Source organism: Pseudomonas sp. (assembly GCF_041601375.1).
Lineage (GTDB): Bacteria > Pseudomonadota > Gammaproteobacteria > Pseudomonadales > Pseudomonadaceae > Aquipseudomonas.
Genome location: NZ_JBFIIG010000078.1, coordinates 1 through 17,910 on the forward strand (window position 1 = coordinate 1; position 17,910 = coordinate 17,910).

15 protein-coding genes are annotated in these 17,910 nt (G+C 60.8%); 3 read left to right on the forward strand and 12 right to left on the reverse strand.

Annotated features, from left to right (window positions below):
- Positions 1-206: 206 nt before the first annotated feature.
- From ABZE94_RS11940 to ABZE94_RS11990, 11 genes are all read right to left on the reverse strand, one after another.
- On the reverse strand, positions 207-1,802 hold the full coding sequence (locus tag ABZE94_RS11940; protein WP_372875737.1) for an isocitrate lyase: 1,596 nt from the start codon (positions 1,800-1,802) through the stop codon (positions 207-209).
- A gap of 675 nt (positions 1,803-2,477) precedes the next feature.
- Positions 2,478-3,287, reverse strand: coding sequence for a secretin N-terminal domain-containing protein (locus ABZE94_RS11945; RefSeq protein WP_372875738.1), 810 nt, complete (start codon positions 3,285-3,287; stop codon positions 2,478-2,480).
- On the reverse strand, positions 3,284-3,922 hold the full coding sequence (locus ABZE94_RS11950) for a histone acetyltransferase HPA2 (RefSeq protein WP_372875739.1): 639 nt from the start codon (positions 3,920-3,922) through the stop codon (positions 3,284-3,286). The genes ABZE94_RS11945 and ABZE94_RS11950 overlap by 4 nt, the downstream gene beginning before the upstream one ends.
- A gap of 217 nt (positions 3,923-4,139) precedes the next feature.
- A complete protein-coding gene (locus tag ABZE94_RS11955; RefSeq protein WP_090504575.1) occupies positions 4,140-4,565 on the reverse strand; it encodes a GNAT family N-acetyltransferase in 426 nt (141 codons plus the stop codon).
- Positions 4,558-5,724 carry a JmjC domain-containing protein gene (locus ABZE94_RS11960; RefSeq protein WP_372875740.1) on the reverse strand — a complete coding sequence of 389 codons (1,167 nt, stop codon included), beginning with the start codon at positions 5,722-5,724 and terminating at the stop codon, positions 4,558-4,560. The genes ABZE94_RS11955 and ABZE94_RS11960 overlap by 8 nt, the downstream gene beginning before the upstream one ends.
- 77 nt (positions 5,725-5,801) lie before the next feature.
- The gene (gene purB, locus ABZE94_RS11965) at positions 5,802-7,172 is read right to left on the reverse strand and encodes an adenylosuccinate lyase (protein ID WP_372875741.1); all 1,371 of its coding nucleotides are present in this window, start codon (positions 7,170-7,172) and stop codon (positions 5,802-5,804) included.
- A gap of 88 nt (positions 7,173-7,260) precedes the next feature.
- Positions 7,261-8,106 (reverse strand): DMT family transporter, encoded by an 846-nt coding sequence (locus ABZE94_RS11970; RefSeq protein ID WP_372875749.1) that lies wholly within the window; start codon positions 8,104-8,106, stop codon positions 7,261-7,263.
- 14 nt (positions 8,107-8,120) lie between these two features.
- On the reverse strand, positions 8,121-8,741 hold the full coding sequence (hflD, locus tag ABZE94_RS11975) for a high frequency lysogenization protein HflD (RefSeq protein ID WP_372875742.1): 621 nt from the start codon (positions 8,739-8,741) through the stop codon (positions 8,121-8,123).
- A complete protein-coding gene (mnmA, locus tag ABZE94_RS11980) occupies positions 8,738-9,871 on the reverse strand; it encodes a tRNA 2-thiouridine(34) synthase MnmA (RefSeq protein ID WP_372875743.1) in 1,134 nt (377 codons plus the stop codon). The genes hflD and mnmA overlap by 4 nt, the downstream gene beginning before the upstream one ends.
- Positions 9,872-9,933: 62 nt before the next feature.
- The gene (locus ABZE94_RS11985) at positions 9,934-10,374 is read right to left on the reverse strand and encodes an NUDIX hydrolase (protein ID WP_372875744.1); all 441 of its coding nucleotides are present in this window, start codon (positions 10,372-10,374) and stop codon (positions 9,934-9,936) included.
- Positions 10,375-10,509: 135 nt separating this feature from the next.
- The gene (locus ABZE94_RS11990; RefSeq protein WP_372875745.1) at positions 10,510-12,735 is read right to left on the reverse strand and encodes an NADP-dependent isocitrate dehydrogenase; all 2,226 of its coding nucleotides are present in this window, start codon (positions 12,733-12,735) and stop codon (positions 10,510-10,512) included.
- Between the two features lie 524 nt (positions 12,736-13,259).
- On the opposite strand from ABZE94_RS11990, the gene icd reads away from it, so the two are divergent.
- A complete protein-coding gene (gene icd, locus ABZE94_RS11995; RefSeq protein WP_372875746.1) occupies positions 13,260-14,516 on the forward strand; it encodes an NADP-dependent isocitrate dehydrogenase in 1,257 nt (418 codons plus the stop codon).
- Between the two features lie 79 nt (positions 14,517-14,595).
- Here icd and cspD read toward each other — a convergent pair whose 3' ends face one another.
- Positions 14,596-14,859: a cold shock domain-containing protein CspD gene (cspD, locus tag ABZE94_RS12000; RefSeq protein ID WP_372875747.1), complete on the reverse strand. Its 264-nt coding sequence runs from the start codon at positions 14,857-14,859 to the stop codon at positions 14,596-14,598.
- A 236-nt stretch (positions 14,860-15,095) separates the two neighbouring features.
- Between cspD and clpS the strand changes: the two genes are divergently transcribed.
- Positions 15,096-15,458 (forward strand): ATP-dependent Clp protease adapter ClpS, encoded by a 363-nt coding sequence (gene clpS / locus ABZE94_RS12005; RefSeq protein WP_079202028.1) that lies wholly within the window; start codon positions 15,096-15,098, stop codon positions 15,456-15,458.
- 29 nt (positions 15,459-15,487) lie between these two features.
- A complete protein-coding gene (gene clpA, locus ABZE94_RS12010) occupies positions 15,488-17,758 on the forward strand; it encodes an ATP-dependent Clp protease ATP-binding subunit ClpA (RefSeq protein ID WP_372875748.1) in 2,271 nt (756 codons plus the stop codon).
- The last annotated feature ends 152 nt before the right edge of the window (positions 17,759-17,910 follow it).

Sequence of the window (17,910 nt, forward strand, 5' to 3'; positions counted from 1 at the left end):
CATGGCCCGCTCCTACAGGTCTTTGTGCAGATTTAATTTCTATATATAAAATAATGAGCTATTTTTTGTTTGATAAGAACGGATTTATCCGCGAAAACTCTCGAACAAACAAAAGCAATGAAAAAGCCCCGGCCTGTTAAGGCCGGGGCTTTGTTGTCGCGGGCTCGGTCGGGACGCGAAGTCCTGACCGGCCGAAGCAGTGGCGCTTAGCCGAACTGGTTCATGGTGTTGTCTTTACCGCTTGCTTTCAGAGCCGCTTCGCCAGCGAAGTACTCTTTATGGTTGTCGCCGATGTCGGAGCCAGCCATGTTCTGGTGCTTGACGCAGGCGATGCCCTGACGCAGTTCCTGACGCTGAACACCTTTGACGTAGGCCAGCATGCCTTCTTCTGCGAAGTACCCTTTGGCCAGGTTGTCGGTGGACAGCGCGGCGGTGTGGTAGGTCGGCAGGGTGATCAGGTGGTGGAAGATGCCGGCTTGAGCCGAACCGTCACGCTGGAAGGTGCGGATCATTTCATCGGCACGCAGCGCCAGTTCGGTTTCGTCGTACTCCACGCTCATCAGCTTGGCGCGGTCGTAGGCGGAAACGTCTTTGCCTTCGCCGACCATGATGTCGAACATCTGCTGACGGAAGTTCAGGGTCCAGTTGAACGACGGGCTGTTGTTGTAGACCAGCTTGGCGTTCGGGATCACCTTGCGGATCTCGTTAACCATTTCGGCGATCTGACCGACGTGCGGCTTCTCGGTTTCGATCCACAACAGGTCGGCACCGTTCTGCAGCGAGGTGATGCTGTCCAGTACGCAGCGCGCTTCGCCGGTGCCCTTGCGGAACTGGAACAGGTTGCTTGGCAGGCGCTTGGGACGCAGCAGTTTGCCTTCGCGGTTGAGTACCACGTCGCCGTTTTTCAGGTCGGCAGTGGAGACTTCGTCGCAGTCGAGGAAGGCGTTGTACTGGTCGCCCAGGTCGCCCGGCTCGTTGGTTACGGCGATCTGCTTGGTCAGGCCAGCACCCAGGGAGTCGGTACGGGCAACGATCACGCCGTTGTCGATTCCCAGCTCGAGGAAGGCGTAGCGAACGGCAGCGATCTTGGCGAGGAAGTCGGCGTGCGGAACGGTCACTTTACCGTCCTGGTGGCCGCACTGCTTCTCGTCGGAAACCTGGTTCTCGATCTGGATGCAGCAGGCGCCTGCTTCGATCATGCGCTTGGCCAGCAGGTAGGTGGCTTCCGGGTTACCGAAGCCAGCGTCGATGTCGGCGATGATCGGTACGATGTGGGTTTCGTAGTTGTCGATCTGGCTCTGGATGTCAGCGGCCTTGGCGTTGTCACCAGCGGCGCGGGCAGCGTCCAGGGCGGTGAACAGCAGGTCCAGTTCGCGCGAGTCGGCCTGGCGCAGGAAGGTGTACAGCTCTTCGATCAGGTCGGAGACGGCAGTCTTCTCGTGCATCGACTGGTCCGGCAGCGGGCCGAACTCGGAACGCAGGGCCGCGACCATCCAGCCGGACAGGTAGAGGTAGCGCTTGTCAGTGGTCTTCAGGTGCTTCTTGATGGAGATCATCTTCTGCTGACCGATGAACCCATGCCAGCAGCCCAGGGACTGGGTGTAGACGGAAGAGTCGGCGTCGTACTCGGCCATGTCCTTACGCATGATGTCGGCGGTGTATTGGGCGATTTCCAGACCGGTCTTGAAGCGGTTCTGGGCGCGCATGCGGGCCACGGACTCCGGGTTGATAGCGCTCCAGCTGTTGCCGTTGGTCTCTTTCAGAGCGGCTACTGCCTTGATGTCGTTTTGATAAGCGGACATGGTCAATCCTTCAATGTAAGTGTTTGGTTGAGCACCGACTTTCCCACTCAAAACCTGTGAGGGTCATGGTTGCGGGGCTCACAGCAGTACGAGAGAAAGTGACCAGGACGCGGTTGCAGTCGGGAGGAGGGGGGACGAAACGAACAGTGCGTTTGACTACAGCTGCTGCAAATGATCGGGTCATTTGGCGTCTACCGGATCAAAGATGCCGTTGGACGACTCAGTGGGCTGTAACTGTCTGCTGGCTGCTACGTTGAAGCGCTTCCCCGTCCCTCAGGACAACTTCGTTCCAGTCGCAATCTCGTCGAACGGCCTTGTGGGCTTTACAACACGGATCGGCTCTGGCGGTGAGCTGGAGCACGACCCGGAGACCCTTTTCAGGGCCCCTGATTAGCGGGAGCGAGGCCATGATGCCTCTGCTAAAAGTGTTCGTCAAACGTTTTGTAGTGCTTTTTTATGACTACTACATAAGTATTAGGATGACCGGCGGGTCAGTGATTGCGGAAGTATCAGCCTCCGTTGCGAGGCTGTCGCTGCGGGTTCGCGATCAGCCTCGCAAGGCAAAAAGACCAGGTCATCTGGTGCGCTAAACGTGCCGCATGTCCTGCCTGGCGCAACCTCGCCGAGGGTCGCTGCAGGCGGGCGTCGTTACGGCTTTTCGCTGCTGCGCTGGCTTTAGTCGGCGATCTCGACCTTGACCCGCAGGGTCATGTCCTCGCGCCCCTGGGTCGAGCGCTGGCGCAGGACGCCGCCGTGCTCGGCCTGGCTCTGTTGGTTGACGCCGCCGATACTGATCCATTGCCCAAGCCGGCCGCTGACTCGGGTATTGGTGCTCTGGATGTCGATTACCCCGGGCTGCGATTGGCTCAGGCGGTCGCGATTGCTGCTGATATCGATATGCACGATTTCGCCGGTGAGGCTGGCGGTCACGTAGAAGCCGCGCGTGACGTCGCGGTATTCGGTGCTGTTGTACACCTGGCCGTAGGCGTCGCGCTGGGTCGAGCGCAAGGGCACGCTCTGGCCGACCTGGATCAGCGCCGGGTAGCCCTCGGTGGCTTGTACCTGTTGGGTGCCGCCGCCACGGCTGTCGGTGGTGCGGTTGATGATGCGCACCTGATCGCGGCCGTTGCTTTCGCCGCGGCCAATCTGCACCTGGGCATCGCCGGCGCTTATTGTGCCGTCGGCACGGTAGCCGCGGTCGCTCTGGTAGCTGGACTCCGAACTGTCGACGCTGATCAGCAGGCGCCGTGGGCGGGTATCCAGCTGTTCGAGCAATTGGCGGACTTCCTCGATCTTGGCCGGCGCGGCGTTGACGATCAACTGGTTGCCGTAGGCGTTGGCGCGGCCGTCGTTGCCCAGCAGCGATTGCACCAGCGGCAGCACATCGTCGGCGGTGCGGTAATTCAGCGCGATGACCTCGGTGGCCGCACTGAGCGGTAGGGCGGTGCTGAGCAGCAGGGCCGCGAGCAGGGTACGCGCACTCATAGCAGGAAACTCCTTGCATCGGGGTCGGTGATGCTGGTCTGCCAGGCCTGATCGAATTGCGCCTGGCGCAAGCGCACGCGGGCAGGGTCCTGGTACAGCGCATAACCGGCACACTGCGCGGGGTCGGGGCGCAGCAGCAAGCCGCGGCCATCGGCCAGTAAAAAGGCCACCTCCTCAGCGGGGTGGTCCGGGTACAGCTTGCGAATCTGCAGGTTGCTCGGCAGGCGGCGCGCCAGACCGAGCAGGCGGTGGCCCTGTTTCACCGCGCGACCGAGGTCCTTGACCAGGATGCGCAGGCGGTTCTTCGGGCTGGCCAGGAGGAAGCGGGTGCAGGCCTCCTGGATGCTGCTGTGGTGATACAGCCAGGGGTCGAGGTCGGCGCTGTAGATGCACAGGCTGCGCCGAGCCTGCTGGAGCATGGCCAGCGTGTGGGCACGGGCCAGCTCCGGCTGATCGAAGCGCTCCAGCGCCAGGTGTTCGCCGAGGATGAACGGTGCCGGTTCTGCCTGCGGGTTTTCGCCCGGGGCCGATTCGGGATTGCGCACGGCAAAACGCCCCGGCGACTGAAACTCGATGGCGGGAAGCGCTGCTGGCTCGTGGCTCTCGGTTGCGTCTGACGGGGCGTCTTGGTTCATTCTGACCTCACGGCTAGCAGGCTGTTGAAAAACTACCTGTGTTGGCAATACTGCGTTAAAAACGGCCTCAAAATGCTCATTTACAGCTCGTAAACTCCGCTTTTGATTCGCTACGCTCACCCCTTCGGGGCCAGCCTGCGGCTGTTACTGCGCTACGCTACGTTTCGGCCGTTTTTGCCTTGTCTTGCCTGCCTCGCCTACGTTTTTCAACGGCCTGCTATTGACTGTGGCGCACCATGTCCACATGGGGAATACCGGCGTCGAGGTATTCACCGCTGACGATGGCAAAGCCAAGCCTTTCATAGAAAGGCGTGGCCTGCACCTGGGCGCTGAGCATTTGTTGCTGCAGACCACGCTTTTCCGCTTCCGCGATCACCGCGCGCAGCAGCGCATCACCGACTTTCAGACCGCGCCAGTCCTTGAGCACCGAAACCCGGCCGATATGCCCGTCCGGCAGCAGGCGCGCGGTACCGATCGGGTAATCGCCCTCGTAGACGAGAAAGTGCAGGGCCTCGGCATCCTCGGCATCCCACTCCAGTTCCGGCGGCACCGCTTGCTCGGCAATGAATACCGTCTCGCGAATGCGCCGCAGGTCGGCGTTGTCCTTTTGCCAGTCGGCCAGGCGCACGTGAATGCTATTCATCGGCAAACTCCAGACTACCCTGTTTGGCCAGCTCCAGAAGCAGATTACGCCCTTCGTCATCGGCCAGCCATGGCGCAAGGTTGTCCAGATGCAGCGCGTCGGCCGAGCAGATCAGCTTGAGCAGATCGCGCTGGCTGGCAGACAGCAGACGGCTCTGGCCACTGGCGAACAGCACCAGGTCTTCGCCGACTTCGGACCAGGCCAGGCGTGCGCTGGGGTTGCGGATCAGCACGGCACCCTCTTGCAGGCTGCCGAGGAAGGCCGGTTCGTCGATCTCGATTCCGGCGATCAGTTCCGGATAGCGCGGTTCGGTCATGAACTGGCCGAACCAGGTCATCAGCAGGCGTTCATCGCTCATGTGTTCATTGAGCAGGGCTTTCAGGCGATCCAGAGAGTCGCGCTGGATCTGGTGCGGATCGCTGGTCGGCTGCGCATCGGCGTCGCTGTAGCGGTCTTCATCCGGCAGGAACTGGCCGAGAAAGTCGGTGAAATGGGTCAGTACTTCGGCGGCGCTAGGCGCGCGGAAGCCTACGGAATAGGTCATGCAATCATCCTCTGCGGTACCACAGTGGGCCAGGAGCGGCGGCAGATAGAGCATGTCGCCGGGCTCCAGGACCCATTCTTCAGTTTTAGCGAATTCGGCAAGGATCTTCAGATCTGCGTGTGGCAGCAGCGGGCTGTCGGAGTTGCACATCTGGCCGACCTGCCAGCGGCGCTTGCCGTAGCCCTGGAGCAGGAACACATCGTAGTTGTCGAAGTGCGGACCGACGCCGCCGCCAGGTGCGGCAAAGCTGATCATCACGTCGTCGATGCGCCACTTGGGCAGAAACTTGAATTCCTCGAGCAGTTCGGCCACTTCCGGGACGAACTGGTCGACGGCTTGCACCAGCAGGGTCCAGTCGCGCTCTGGAAGCTGGGCGAAGGCGTCTTCGGCGAACGGGCCGCGGCGCAATTCCCATGGCCGCTCGCCGTGCTCGATGACCAGGCGCGACTCGATTTCCTCTTCCAGGGCCAGGCCGGCCAGTTCGTCCGGCGAGATCGGGCTCTCGAAGCCGGGCATCGCCTGGCGTACCAGCAGGGGTTTCTTCTGCCAGTAGTCGCGCAGGAACTCACGGGCCGTCAGGCCGCCCAACAGCTGCAGCGGAGTATCAGGATTCATCGCTAAGCCCTTGAAATAAATAAAAGCCCAAAAATAAAAACGCCCGGCACTGCCGGGCGTGCAAAGGACTCGAGCGGTTAAATGCGCTTGGCCTGGGCCACTGCATTGCCGATGTAGTTGGCTGGGGTCAGCAACTTCAGCTCGGCTTTGGCTGCGGCCGGCATGTCCAGGCCGTCGATGAAAGTCTGCAGCGCTTCGGCGCTGATGCCCTTGCCGCGTGTCAGCTCTTTCAGCTTCTCGTAGGGGTTTTCGATCGCATAGCGGCGCATGACGGTCTGGATCGGCTCGGCCAGCACTTCCCAGCAGGCATCCAGATCATCAGCAATACGTTGAACATTCAGCTCCAACTTGCTGATTCCCTTGAGACTTGCCTCATAGGCAATAACGCTATGGGCGAAGCCGACCCCCAGGTTGCGCAGCACGGTGGAGTCGGTCAGGTCGCGCTGCCAGCGCGAGATCGGCAGCTTGCTGGCCAGGTGCTGGAACAGCGCGTTGGCGATGCCGAGGTTGCCTTCGGAGTTCTCGAAGTCGATCGGGTTGACCTTGTGCGGCATGGTCGAGGAGCCGATTTCGCCGGCGATGGTGCGCTGCTTGAAGTAGCCCAGGGAGATATAGCCCCAGATATCGCGATCGAAGTCGATCAGGATGGTGTTGAAGCGGGCGATGGCGTCGAACAGCTCGGCGATGTAGTCGTGCGGTTCGATCTGCGTGGTGTAGGGGTTGAACTGCAGGCCCAGGTCGCCTTCGATGAAGGCGCGGGCGTTGGCCTCCCAGTCGACCTGCGGATAGGCCGATAGGTGGGCGTTGTAGTTGCCCACGGCGCCGTTGATCTTGCCCAGCAGCGGTACAGCCGCGACCTGGGCGATCTGCCGCTCGAGGCGATAGACCACGTTGGCCAGCTCCTTGCCCAGGGTGGTCGGCGAGGCCGGCTGGCCGTGGGTACGCGAGAGCATCGGCACGTCGGCGAATTTCACCGCCAGCTCGCGGATGGCCTCGGCAGTCTGGCGCATCAGCGGCAACAGCACGGTGTCGCGGCCTTCGCGCAGCATCAGGGCGTGGGACAGGTTGTTGATGTCCTCGCTGGTGCAGGCGAAGTGGATGAACTCGCTGACGTTATCCAGCTCCGGCAGCTTGGCGGCCTGTTCCTTGAGCAGGTACTCCACGGCCTTGACGTCGTGGTTGGTGGTGCGCTCGATCTCTTTGACGCGTTCGGCGTGCTCGAGGGCGAAGTTGTCCGCCAGTTGGTTGAGTACCGCCTGGGCTTCAGCCGAGAAGGCGGGGACTTCGCCGATGCCTTCGTGGGCCGCCAGGCGTTGCAACCAACGCACTTCGACCAGAACGCGAAAGCGGATCAGGCCGTATTCGCTGAAAATGGGGCGCAGGGCGCTGGTTCTGCCGGCATAGCGGCCATCAACGGGGGAAACCGCGGTGAGCGAGGAAAGCTGCATAAGAGGGCGTTCTCGGACAATCGGCTGACGAAAAGGGCGCATATCATACATTAAATCGTCGCTCTGGCCGCGTTTGCTCGCTAGCCGTTCAGCGGCTGCGTCGGGCAATCGACAGAAGGCTGGCGGCGAAAATCAGGGCGGCACCGATCAGCGAGGTCGGATCCGGGGTTTCGCCCCAGCGCAGCCAGGCGATCACGCCGGCAAAGACGATGGCCAGGTAAGCAAAGGGCCCAATCAACCCGGGCGGCGCCATGCCATAGGCCTCGGACATGACGATCTGGCTGATGGTGGCAAGCAGACCGATCACCAGCAACAGGCTCAGCTCATGATTACTCAGAGGTTGCCAGGCCCAGGTCAGCGGGATTGCGGAAGCCAGCGCGCTAAATAGCGAGAAATAGAACACGATGCGATAGGCCGGTTCGGTATCGCTCATCGCGCGAATGGAGACAAAGGCAAAGGCCGCCAGAACGCTTACCGCCATGCCGATCAAGGCATTGCCACTGAGCAAGGCGCTCGAGGGTTTGGCCACCAGCAGCACGCCGAACAGGCCGATGCCGGTCGTCAGCAGGATGCGCTTGCTCAGCGGCTCCTTCAGCCACCACCAGGCGATCAACGGGGTGAACAGTGGGGCCGAGTAGGTGAACAGCATGGCGTCGGTCAGAGGCAGGTGGGCCAGCGCGTAGAAGAAGCAGTACATCGCCGCCAGGCCAAAGCCGGTGCGCCACAGATGCGCCTTGATGCGCGTGGTTTTGAGCGGAGCCACGCCCCTGAGCAGGATCAGCGGCAGAAAGAACAGCACACCGAACAGGTTGCGAAAGAACACCACCGACTCGTTGTTGACGCTGGCGGAGACTTCGCGCACGCCGCCCCCCATCAGCGAGAACAGCAGCGCCGAGAGCGCCAGCAGCGCGGCACCCTGCATGGGTTTGACCATGCGGGTGTGCACGGCTAACCGCGTAGCAGGGGGTAGAGTTCCTTGAGCAGCTTGCCGCGGCTGAACACCAGTTGCCAGCGGTGGCCGCCGAGCTGGCGCCACAGCCGTGCCGAGCGGATACCGGCGAGCAGCAGGGCGCGAATCTTCGCGGCGTTGCTCGCTTGCTGCAGGTGGCGCATGTCGCCCTGTACCTGGATGCGCTGGCGGAAGGTGCTGATGGTGTCCTCGTAGAGACTGCCGCAGGCGGCGATGACGTTGTCGTGCACCAGGCCGAAATGGCCGACCTGGTTCTGGATCTGGTCCAGGCGGCTGCCCATGACCTGCAGCATGTCGTCGCGCTTGGCCAGTTGCCTTTCCAGCCCGAGCAGGGCCAGGGCGTAGCGCAGCGGTTCGCGCTGCAGGCTGGTCGGGTCGCGCTCCAGGGCGCTGATCAGGGCGCGATAGCCCTCGCGCAGGTTGAGGTCGTCACCGCCGTACACGTCCAGGGTGCTCTTGGGGTCGCGCACCAGCAGGCTGCCCAGCATGCATGCCAGCCCTGGCTCGCCAACCTGTCCGGTCTTGGCCAGTTTGTCGACCAGCACTGCGGCTTCGAAAACCGCGCCCAGGGCGACCAGTTGTTCCTGCGTTGGACTCATGGGTGCTTATCCTTGCTGCTCCAGGGTTCTGCTGTTTCGATCACGCCGCCGCCGAGGCAGACTTCGCCGTCATAGAACACCACCGACTGGCCGGGCGTGACCGCGCGTTGCGGCATGGCAAAACTGGCGCGATAGCCGCTGGCGGTTTTTTCCAGGATGCAGGCTTGATCGCCTTGGCGGTAGCGCACCTTGGCCGTCAGCTGGCGCGGTTGGCTGAGCTCGATCGGGTTGACCCAGTAGATATCGGAGGCGAGCAGGGCGCTGGCAAACAGCCAGGGGTGATCGTTGCCCTGACCGACCACCAGCACATTGCGCTGCAGGTCTTTTTGCAGCACGTACCAGGGCTCCTCGCTGGCGTCTTTCAAGCCGCCGATGCCCAGGCCCTGACGCTGGCCGATGGTGTGGTACATCAAGCCGTGGTGGCGGCCGATGACCTCGCCTTCGGTGGTTTCGATGTCGCCCGGCTGGGCCGGCAGATACTGCTTGAGAAAGTCACTGAAACGTCGCTCGCCGATGAAGCAGATGCCGGTCGAGTCTTTCTTCTTGGCCGTGGCCAGCTGGTGCTGCTCGGCGATGGCGCGCACGGCCGGCTTTTCCAGTTCGCCCACCGGAAACAGGGTCTTGGCGATCTGCTCCCCACCCACGGCATGCAGGAAGTAGCTCTGGTCCTTGTTCGGATCCAGGCCCTTGAGCAGTTCGGTGCGGCCATCGCGATCACGGCGGCGCACATAGTGGCCGGTGGCGATCAGGTCGGCGCCGAGCGCCAGGGCGTAGTCGAGGAAGGCCTTGAACTTGATTTCGCGGTTGCACAGGATGTCCGGGTTGGGCGTGCGCCCGGCCTTGTATTCGGCGAGAAAATGCTCGAACACGTTGTCCCAGTACTCCGCGGCGAAGTTGGCGGTGTGCAGCTTGATGCCGATCTTGTCGCACACGGCCTGGGCATCGGCCAGGTCATCCATGGCGGTGCAGTATTCGGTGCCGTCGTCTTCGTCCCAGTTCTTCATGAACAGGCCTTCGACCTGGTAACCCTGTTCGAGCAGCAGCAGGGCAGAGACGGACGAGTCGACACCGCCGGACATGCCGACTATGACGCGTTGCTGTTCTGGGCTGGGGAGGGCTGGATCACGCATGGGGGGGTCTGCACAAAAGACCAAATTCTAACAGGCTGGCGCGGCCAAGGCTAAGACGGTATTCAATCACGAACCAGTTCCAGGTCATGCAGCGGGCCGGCGAGGTAGTCGTCGATGCAGCGCAGGACCAGCTCGCTGCGCCAGCGCTCTGGCTGGCCGGACAGCTCATCCCGGGTCAGCCATGCCGTGCCGACGATGCCGCTGTCCAGGCTGCGCTGCGGGTGATGACGCAGCGCTTTGGCGACAAAACAGACACGTTGATAGGTCACCCCATTGCTCGGCGCGGTATACAGATAAATACCGACGAGGCCGGTGAGCTCGACATCCCAGCCGGTTTCTTCCAGCGTCTCGCGCACCGCGGCCTCGCGCAGGGTTTCGTTGGCCTCGAGATGGCCGGCGGGCTGATTGAGCACCAGACGCCCGCCCTTGAGCTCTTCGACGAGAAGAAAGCGGCCCTGGTTTTCGACGATAGTGGCCACTGTGATGTGGGGATGCCAATCCATGTGTGTGTGTCCTGCAGGTGGATATCGATCATGGCAGTCGCCGGCCGGCGCTGCGCCTGGCTACACAAGCAGAAACCCCGGCGCTTGGCCGGGGTCTCTGGTCATGCGGTGCGCTCAGGCACCGGGTGTTGCACCTTACAGCAGCGAGGCGATCGCGGCGTTGAAGGTTGCGCTCGGGCGCATGACCTTGCTGGTCAGCTCCGGGCTGGAGCGGTAGTAGCCGGCGATGTCGACCGGCGAGCCTTGCACGGCGCCGAGTTCGGCAAGGATGGTGGCCTCATTGTCGGTCAGGTTTTTCGCCAGCGGGCTGAAGTGTGCTTGCAAGGCGGCATCTTCAGTCTGCGCGGCCAACTCCTGGGCCCAGTACATCGCCAGGTAGAAGTGACTGCCACGGTTGTCCAGCTCACCGGTTTTACGCGACGGCGACTTGTTGTTGTCGAGCAGCTTGCCGGTGGCGGCATCCAGGGTTTTACCCAACAGCTTGGCGCGCGGGTTGTCGGTCTTGATGCCGGTCTCTTCCAGAGACACCGCCAGAGCCAGAAACTCGCCGAGCGAGTCCCAGCGCAGGTGGTTCTCTTCGATCAGCTGTTGCACGTGTTTCGGCGCCGAACCACCGGCACCGGTTTCGTACATGCCGCCGCCCGCCATCAGCGGCACGATGGAGAGCATCTTGGCCGAAGTGCCCAGCTCCATGATCGGGAACAGGTCGGTCAGGTAGTCGCGCAGCACGTTGCCGGTCACCGAGATGGTGTCCTGACCGCGAATCAGGCGTTCCATGCTGATGCGGATGGCTTCGTTGTAGCCCATGAGGCGAATATCCAGGCCGCTCAGGTCGCATTCCTGCAGATAAGCTTCGACCTTCTTCTGCAGCTGCCGATCGTGAGCCCGCTCCGGGTCGAGCCAGAAGATGGCCGGCGTGCTGGATTGGCGGGCGCGGGTAACGGCCAGCTTGACCCAGTCGCGAATGGCCGCGTCCTTGGTCTGGCAGGCGCGCCAGATGTCGCCGGCCTCCACTTCGTGCTGCATCAGCACGCTGCCGTCAGCCAGCACCACACGCATGGTGCCGTCGACTGCCACTTCGAAGGTCTTGTCGTGGGAGCCGTACTCTTCGGCCTTCTGCGCCATCAGGCCGACGTTCGGCACGCTGCCCATGGTGGTCGGGTCGAATGCGCCGTTGGTTTTGCAGAAATTGATCATTTCCTGGTAGATGCGGGCGTAGGTGCTTTCCGGCATCACCGCCTTGGTGTCTTTGAGCTTGCCATCCTTGCCCCACATCTGCCCGGAGCTGCGGATCATCGCCGGCATCGAGGCGTCGACGATCACGTCGCTCGGGATGTGCAGGTTGGTGATGCCCTTGACCGAGTCGACCATGGCCATTTCCGGGCGACCGCTGTAGCAGGCGTGGATGTCTTGGAGGATCTCTTCCTGCTGCGAAATGGGCAGGGACTTGATCTTGTCGTAGACGCTGCTGATGCCATTGTTCGGGTTGACGCCGAGCTCGGCGAACAGTGCCGCGTGCTTGTCGAAGGCTTCTTTGTAGTAAACGCTGACTGCATGGCCGAAGACGATCGGGTGGGAGACCTTCATCATGGTCGCCTTGACGTGCAGCGACCACATGACGCCGGTTTCCTTGCAGTCCTGCAGGGTCGCTTCGAAGAACTCGCGCAGCTTCTTGCAGCTCATGAACATGCTGTCGAAGACTTCGCCTTCCAGCAGGGCGAGCTGTTTCTTGACTTCGACCTTGCCGTTCTTGTCGATGAACTCGATGCGCACGTCACCGGCTTTGTCCATGGTGATCGACTGTTCGCTGGAGAAGAAGTCGCCGCCGCGCATGTAGTCGGCATGGGACTGGGAGGCCATGCTCCACTTGCCCATCGAGTGCGGGTGCTTGCGGACGAAGGCCTTGACCGCGGCGGGTGCGCGACGGTCGGAGTTGCCTTCGCGCAGGACCGGATTCACGGCGCTGCCGAGAATCTTGCCGTAGAGCGCGCGGGCTTGTTTTTCCGCGTCGCTCTGCGGGTCTTCCGGGAAGTCGGGGATGTTGTAACCCAGGGCCTGCAGTTCTGCGATGGCACCTTTGAGTTGCGGTACCGAGGCACTGATATTGGGTAGTTTGATGATGTTGGCTTCTGGCGTAGTGGCCAGAACGGCCAGCTTGGCGAGGTCGTCCTGGACGCGCTTGTCAGCCTCCAGGTGCTCGGCAAAGCTTGCAAGGATGCGCCCTGCAAGAGAGATGTCACTGGTTTCGACGGCTATGTCAGCGGATGCAGCAAAAGCTTCTACAATTGGCAGAAGCGAGTAGGTGGCAAGGGCTGGGGCTTCGTCGGTGAAGGTGTAGATGATCTTCGAACGGTTGGACATTTAGGATTAACTCTCTTCTTTGCTAAGCGAGCACAGAATCTCGAGATGCGCAGGTAGGCGCGTTCGCTCAAAGTCGTCAATGAGCCGAAAGTCGAGGATTTGTCGCATTGATGTGGGATGCACCAGTAGAGCGTTGAGCAATTGAACGGATGACTTGCGGTAGCAATTCGACCGGTTCAAGGGCCGGCTGCCTCGTTCAAGACAGGCAAACCCTTATGACTCGTTAGTCACGGCGCGCAGTATACCATTGCACTAAGGTGCTGAAGAATGCCCTTGTGCCTACAGGAGCCTGTCGGGCTTGGCTGTTCGTAGCGAGGGGCAGTCCGGCTTGAGGCAAGTTGGCTGCTTTCCCGAGGCGAATAGCTGGGCTATTTAACGAAAAAATGACCAAACCCGGGTTCTCCTCAGTAGAACGACGTTAAATTCGCCAGTCTCCTATAGACCAAGGAACAGGTGGTCTCGCCCGAATCAAGTGGGTTACGCTCGGGAGAGCTATGATTTCTAACCACAAAGCGGAGTCCAGCATGGGATACCAAAAGATCCAGGTGCCAGCAACCGGTGACAAAATCACCGTCAATGCCGATATGTCGCTTAACGTACCGAACAATCCGGTCATCCCTTACATCGAGGGTGACGGCATCGGTGTCGATATCAGTCCGGTGATGATCAAGGTCGTCGATGCGGCCGTCGAGAAAGCCTACGGTGGTCAGCGCAAGATTTCCTGGATGGAGGTTTACGCCGGCGAGAAAGCCACTCAGGTGTATGACCAGGACACCTGGCTGCCGCAGGAAACCCTGGATGCGGTCAAAGACTACGTCGTTTCCATCAAGGGTCCGCTGACCACTCCCGTCGGTGGCGGCATCCGTTCCCTCAACGTGGCCCTGCGCCAGCAACTGGACCTGTACGTTTGTCTGCGCCCGGTACGCTGGTTCCAAGGCGTACCTAGCCCGGTGAAGAAGCCGGGCGACGTCGACATGACCATCTTCCGGGAAAACTCCGAAGATATTTATGCCGGCATCGAGTGGAAAGCCGGTTCGCCGGAAGCCGACAAGGTCATCAAGTTCCTCAAGGAGGAAATGGGTGTCACCAAGATCCGCTTCGACGAAAACTGCGGCATCGGCGTAAAGCCGGTTTCCCTGGAAGGCACCAAGCGTCTGGTGCGCAAGGCGCTGCAGTATGTGGTCGATAACGACCGCGACTCGCTGACCATCGTGCACAAAGGCAACATCATGAAGTTCACCGAAGGTGCCTTCAAGGAGTGGGCCTACGAGATTGCCGCAGAAGAGTTCGGTGCGACCCTGCTCGATGGTGGGCCCTGGATGCAGTTCAAGAACCCGAGAACAGGCAAGAACGTCATCGTCAAGGACGCCATCGCCGACGCCATGCTGCAGCAGATCCTGCTGCGTCCGGCCGAATATGATGTAATCGCCACGCTAAACCTTAACGGCGATTATCTATCCGACGCCCTGGCGGCGGAGGTTGGCGGTATCGGTATTGCGCCTGGCGCCAACCTGTCCGACAGCATCGCCATGTTCGAGGCCACCCATGGCACGGCACCGAAGTACGCCGGCAAGGATCAGGTGAATCCGGGCTCGCTGATCCTGTCTGCCGAAATGATGCTGCGTCATATGGGCTGGGTCGAAGCGGCTGACCTGATCATCAAGGGCACCAACGGCGCTATCTCGGCCAAGACTGTGACCTATGACTTCGAGCGCCTGATGGAGGGCGCCCAGTTGCTGTCCTGCTCGCAGTTTGGCGACGCCATGATCTCTCATATGTGAGCCGATCGGCGGTATGAAAAAGACCGGTCAACTGACCGGTCTTTTTTGTTATGGATATTTGTTATGGAGAGCCAGTCATTCAGACTTCAGACGTATTGCCGTGGGGCTGGCTTGCAGCGGCAGGTGCTTCGGTGGTGACCGACAGCGTGCTGATGTTCACGGCGTGGAGCCCTTTAGGGCCTTGAATGATATCGAAGCTCACCGCCTGGCCAGCCTTCAAGGTTTTATAACCGTCCATCTGAATCGCCGAGTAATGAGCGAACAGATCCTCGTCCCGGCCATCGGCCAGGATGAACCCATAGCCCTTGGCGTTATTGAACCACTTGACCTTACCGCTAAGCATGCTGATATCCCTCTGCAAAGAACTCCACCACTGGAGTATCATCCACTACTGATTCCGCGCGCGACGAATAAATTGGCTTGGGCGAGGGCGCGGAATCCCTCATACCTACACAGGTGGGTATTCATTGTTTGTAACACCGTTTTGCCGTTAGTCAAGGCGATGCTGCAACTGCCGGTGAAGCCGGTCAAACTCCATCTACCATCCGTACTCGCCCAGCCAAGAACCTTTATTCCAGCATGCATGCACGTAGCCAGATTCGACTAACATTCAATCAGGACCGTCCAGCAACGCATGAGGACGATTCCACCGGCCTTGCCGTACAGGAATCCAAGCCCGCGCTGCAGGCACCACCGCTGTATAAGGTGGTCATATTCAACGATGACTACACACCTATGGATTTTGTGGTCGAAGTGCTCGAGGTGTTTTTCAACTTAAACCGGGAGCTGGCGACCAAGATCATGCTGACCGTCCACACAGAGGGACGGGCAGTTTGCGGAGTGTTTACCCGCGACATCGCCGAAACCAAGGCAATGCAGGTTAATCAGTACGCTAGAGAAAGCCAGCATCCGCTACTCTGTGAGATAGAGAAGGACGGTTAACGCCGACCGCTTGGGCATGAGGTGAAGCCATGTTAAATCGAGAACTCGAAGTCACCCTCAATCTGGCCTTCAAGGAGGCTCGCACCAAGCGTCATGAATTCATGACGGTTGAGCACCTCCTGTTAGCTTTGTTGGATAACGAGGCCGCCGCCAGCGTATTGCGCGCTTGCGGTGCCAACCTCGACAAATTGCGCCACGACCTTCAGGAGTTCATCGATTCCACCACACCGCTGATTCCACAGCATGACGAAGAGCGCGAGACTCAGCCGACCCTGGGCTTTCAGCGGGTATTGCAGCGCGCAGTATTTCATGTGCAAAGCTCCGGCAAGCGAGAGGTCACCGGTGCCAACGTGCTGGTGGCGATTTTCAGCGAACAGGAAAGCCAGGCAGTGTTCCTGCTCAAGCAGCAGAGTGTCGCGCGCATCGATGTGGTCAATTTCATCGCCCACGGCATTTCCAAAGTGCCGGGGCATGGTGGCCATACGGACAGCGAACAGGAAATGCAGGATGACGAGGGCGGCGAGTCCTCGGCCTCAGGCAATCCTCTGGATGCCTACACCAGCAATCTCAACGAGTTGGCCCGTCAGGGCCGGATCGATCCTTTGGTCGGCCGAGAGCTGGAAGTCGAGCGGGTCGCGCAGATCCTGGCGCGGCGGCGCAAGAACAATCCACTGTTGGTCGGCGAAGCCGGCGTGGGCAAGACCGCTATCGCCGAGGGTCTGGCCAAGCGCATCGTCGACAATCAGGTGCCCGACCTGCTGGCTACCAGTGTGGTCTACTCCCTGGATCTGGGGGCCTTGCTGGCCGGCACCAAATACCGTGGCGACTTCGAGAAGCGCCTCAAGGCGCTGCTCAACGAGCTGCGCAAGCGCCCGCACGCCATTCTGTTCATCGACGAGATCCACACCATAATCGGTGCCGGAGCCGCGTCTGGTGGGGTAATGGACGCTTCCAACCTGCTCAAGCCGATGCTCTCTTCGGGCGAGATCCGCTGCATTGGCTCCACCACCTTCCAGGAATTCCGCGGCATCTTCGAGAAGGACCGCGCCCTGGCGCGGCGCTTCCAGAAGGTCGATGTCAGCGAGCCCTCGGTGGACGATACCTACGGCATTCTCAAAGGCCTCAAGGGGCGTTTCGAGCAGCACCACAGCATCGAGTACAGCGATGAGGCGCTGCGCGCTGCGGCCGAGCTCGCTGCGCGCTATATCAACGATCGGCACATGCCGGACAAGGCCATTGACGTAATCGACGAAGCGGGTGCCTATCAACGCCTGCAGCCCGCGGAAAAGCGGGTCAAGCGCATCGAAGTGGCGCAGGTCGAGGATATCGTGGCAAAAATCGCGCGAATTCCGCCAAAACACGTCAGCAGCTCGGACAAGGAACTGCTGCGCAACCTGGAGCGTGACCTCAAACTCACGGTGTTCGGTCAGGAAGCGGCCATCGACTCCCTGTCTACGGCGATCAAGTTGTCACGCGCCGGCCTTAAGGCGCCAGACAAGCCTGTGGGCTCGTTCCTCTTTGCCGGCCCTACCGGGGTCGGTAAAACCGAGGCGGCTCGCCAGCTGTCCAAGGCGCTGGGCGTAGAGCTGGTGCGTTTCGATATGTCCGAGTACATGGAACGGCATACGGTTTCCCGACTGATCGGTGCACCGCCAGGCTATGTCGGTTTCGATCAGGGTGGCCTGCTGACCGAGGCCATTACCAAGACGCCGCATTGCGTGTTGCTGCTCGATGAAATCGAGAAGGCTCATCCGGAAGTCTTCAACCTGCTGTTGCAGGTAATGGATCACGGTACCCTGACCGACAACAATGGGCGCAAGGCCGACTTCCGCAACGTGATTCTGATCATGACCACCAATGCCGGGGCGGAAACCGCGGCGCGGGCATCCATTGGCTTCACCTATCAGGACCATGCGTCCGATGCCATGGAAGTGATCAAGAAGAGCTTCACCCCGGAGTTCCGCAATCGTCTGGACACCATTATCCAGTTCGGCCGCCTGAGTCATGAAGTGATCAAGAGCATCGTCGACAAGTTCCTCACCGAACTGCAGGCGCAACTCGAAGACAAGCACGTGATGCTCGAGGTCAGTGATGCCGCACGCGGCTGGCTGGCCGAGAAGGGCTACGACGTGCAGATGGGGGCCAGACCCATGGCGCGCTTGATCCAGGAAAAGATCAAGCGGCCCTTGGCGGAGCAGATCCTGTTTGGCGAACTGGCCGAGCATGGAGGCGTGGCCCATATCGACCTGAGTGGCGACGAATTGACCTTCGAGTTCGAAACCACGGTGGAGATGGCCTGAGCCTCTCGCCTGCCGCGGCCGCCTCCGGGCGCCCGCGGCAAGGTGCGAACGCTTGGAGACAGTCTCGCGACGGCGCTCGATATGTTCACACCCGCTGAGGTCGCTTTTCTGTATTAACTGAAACGGCGCTCACAAAAACGCCCGGCAAAGCC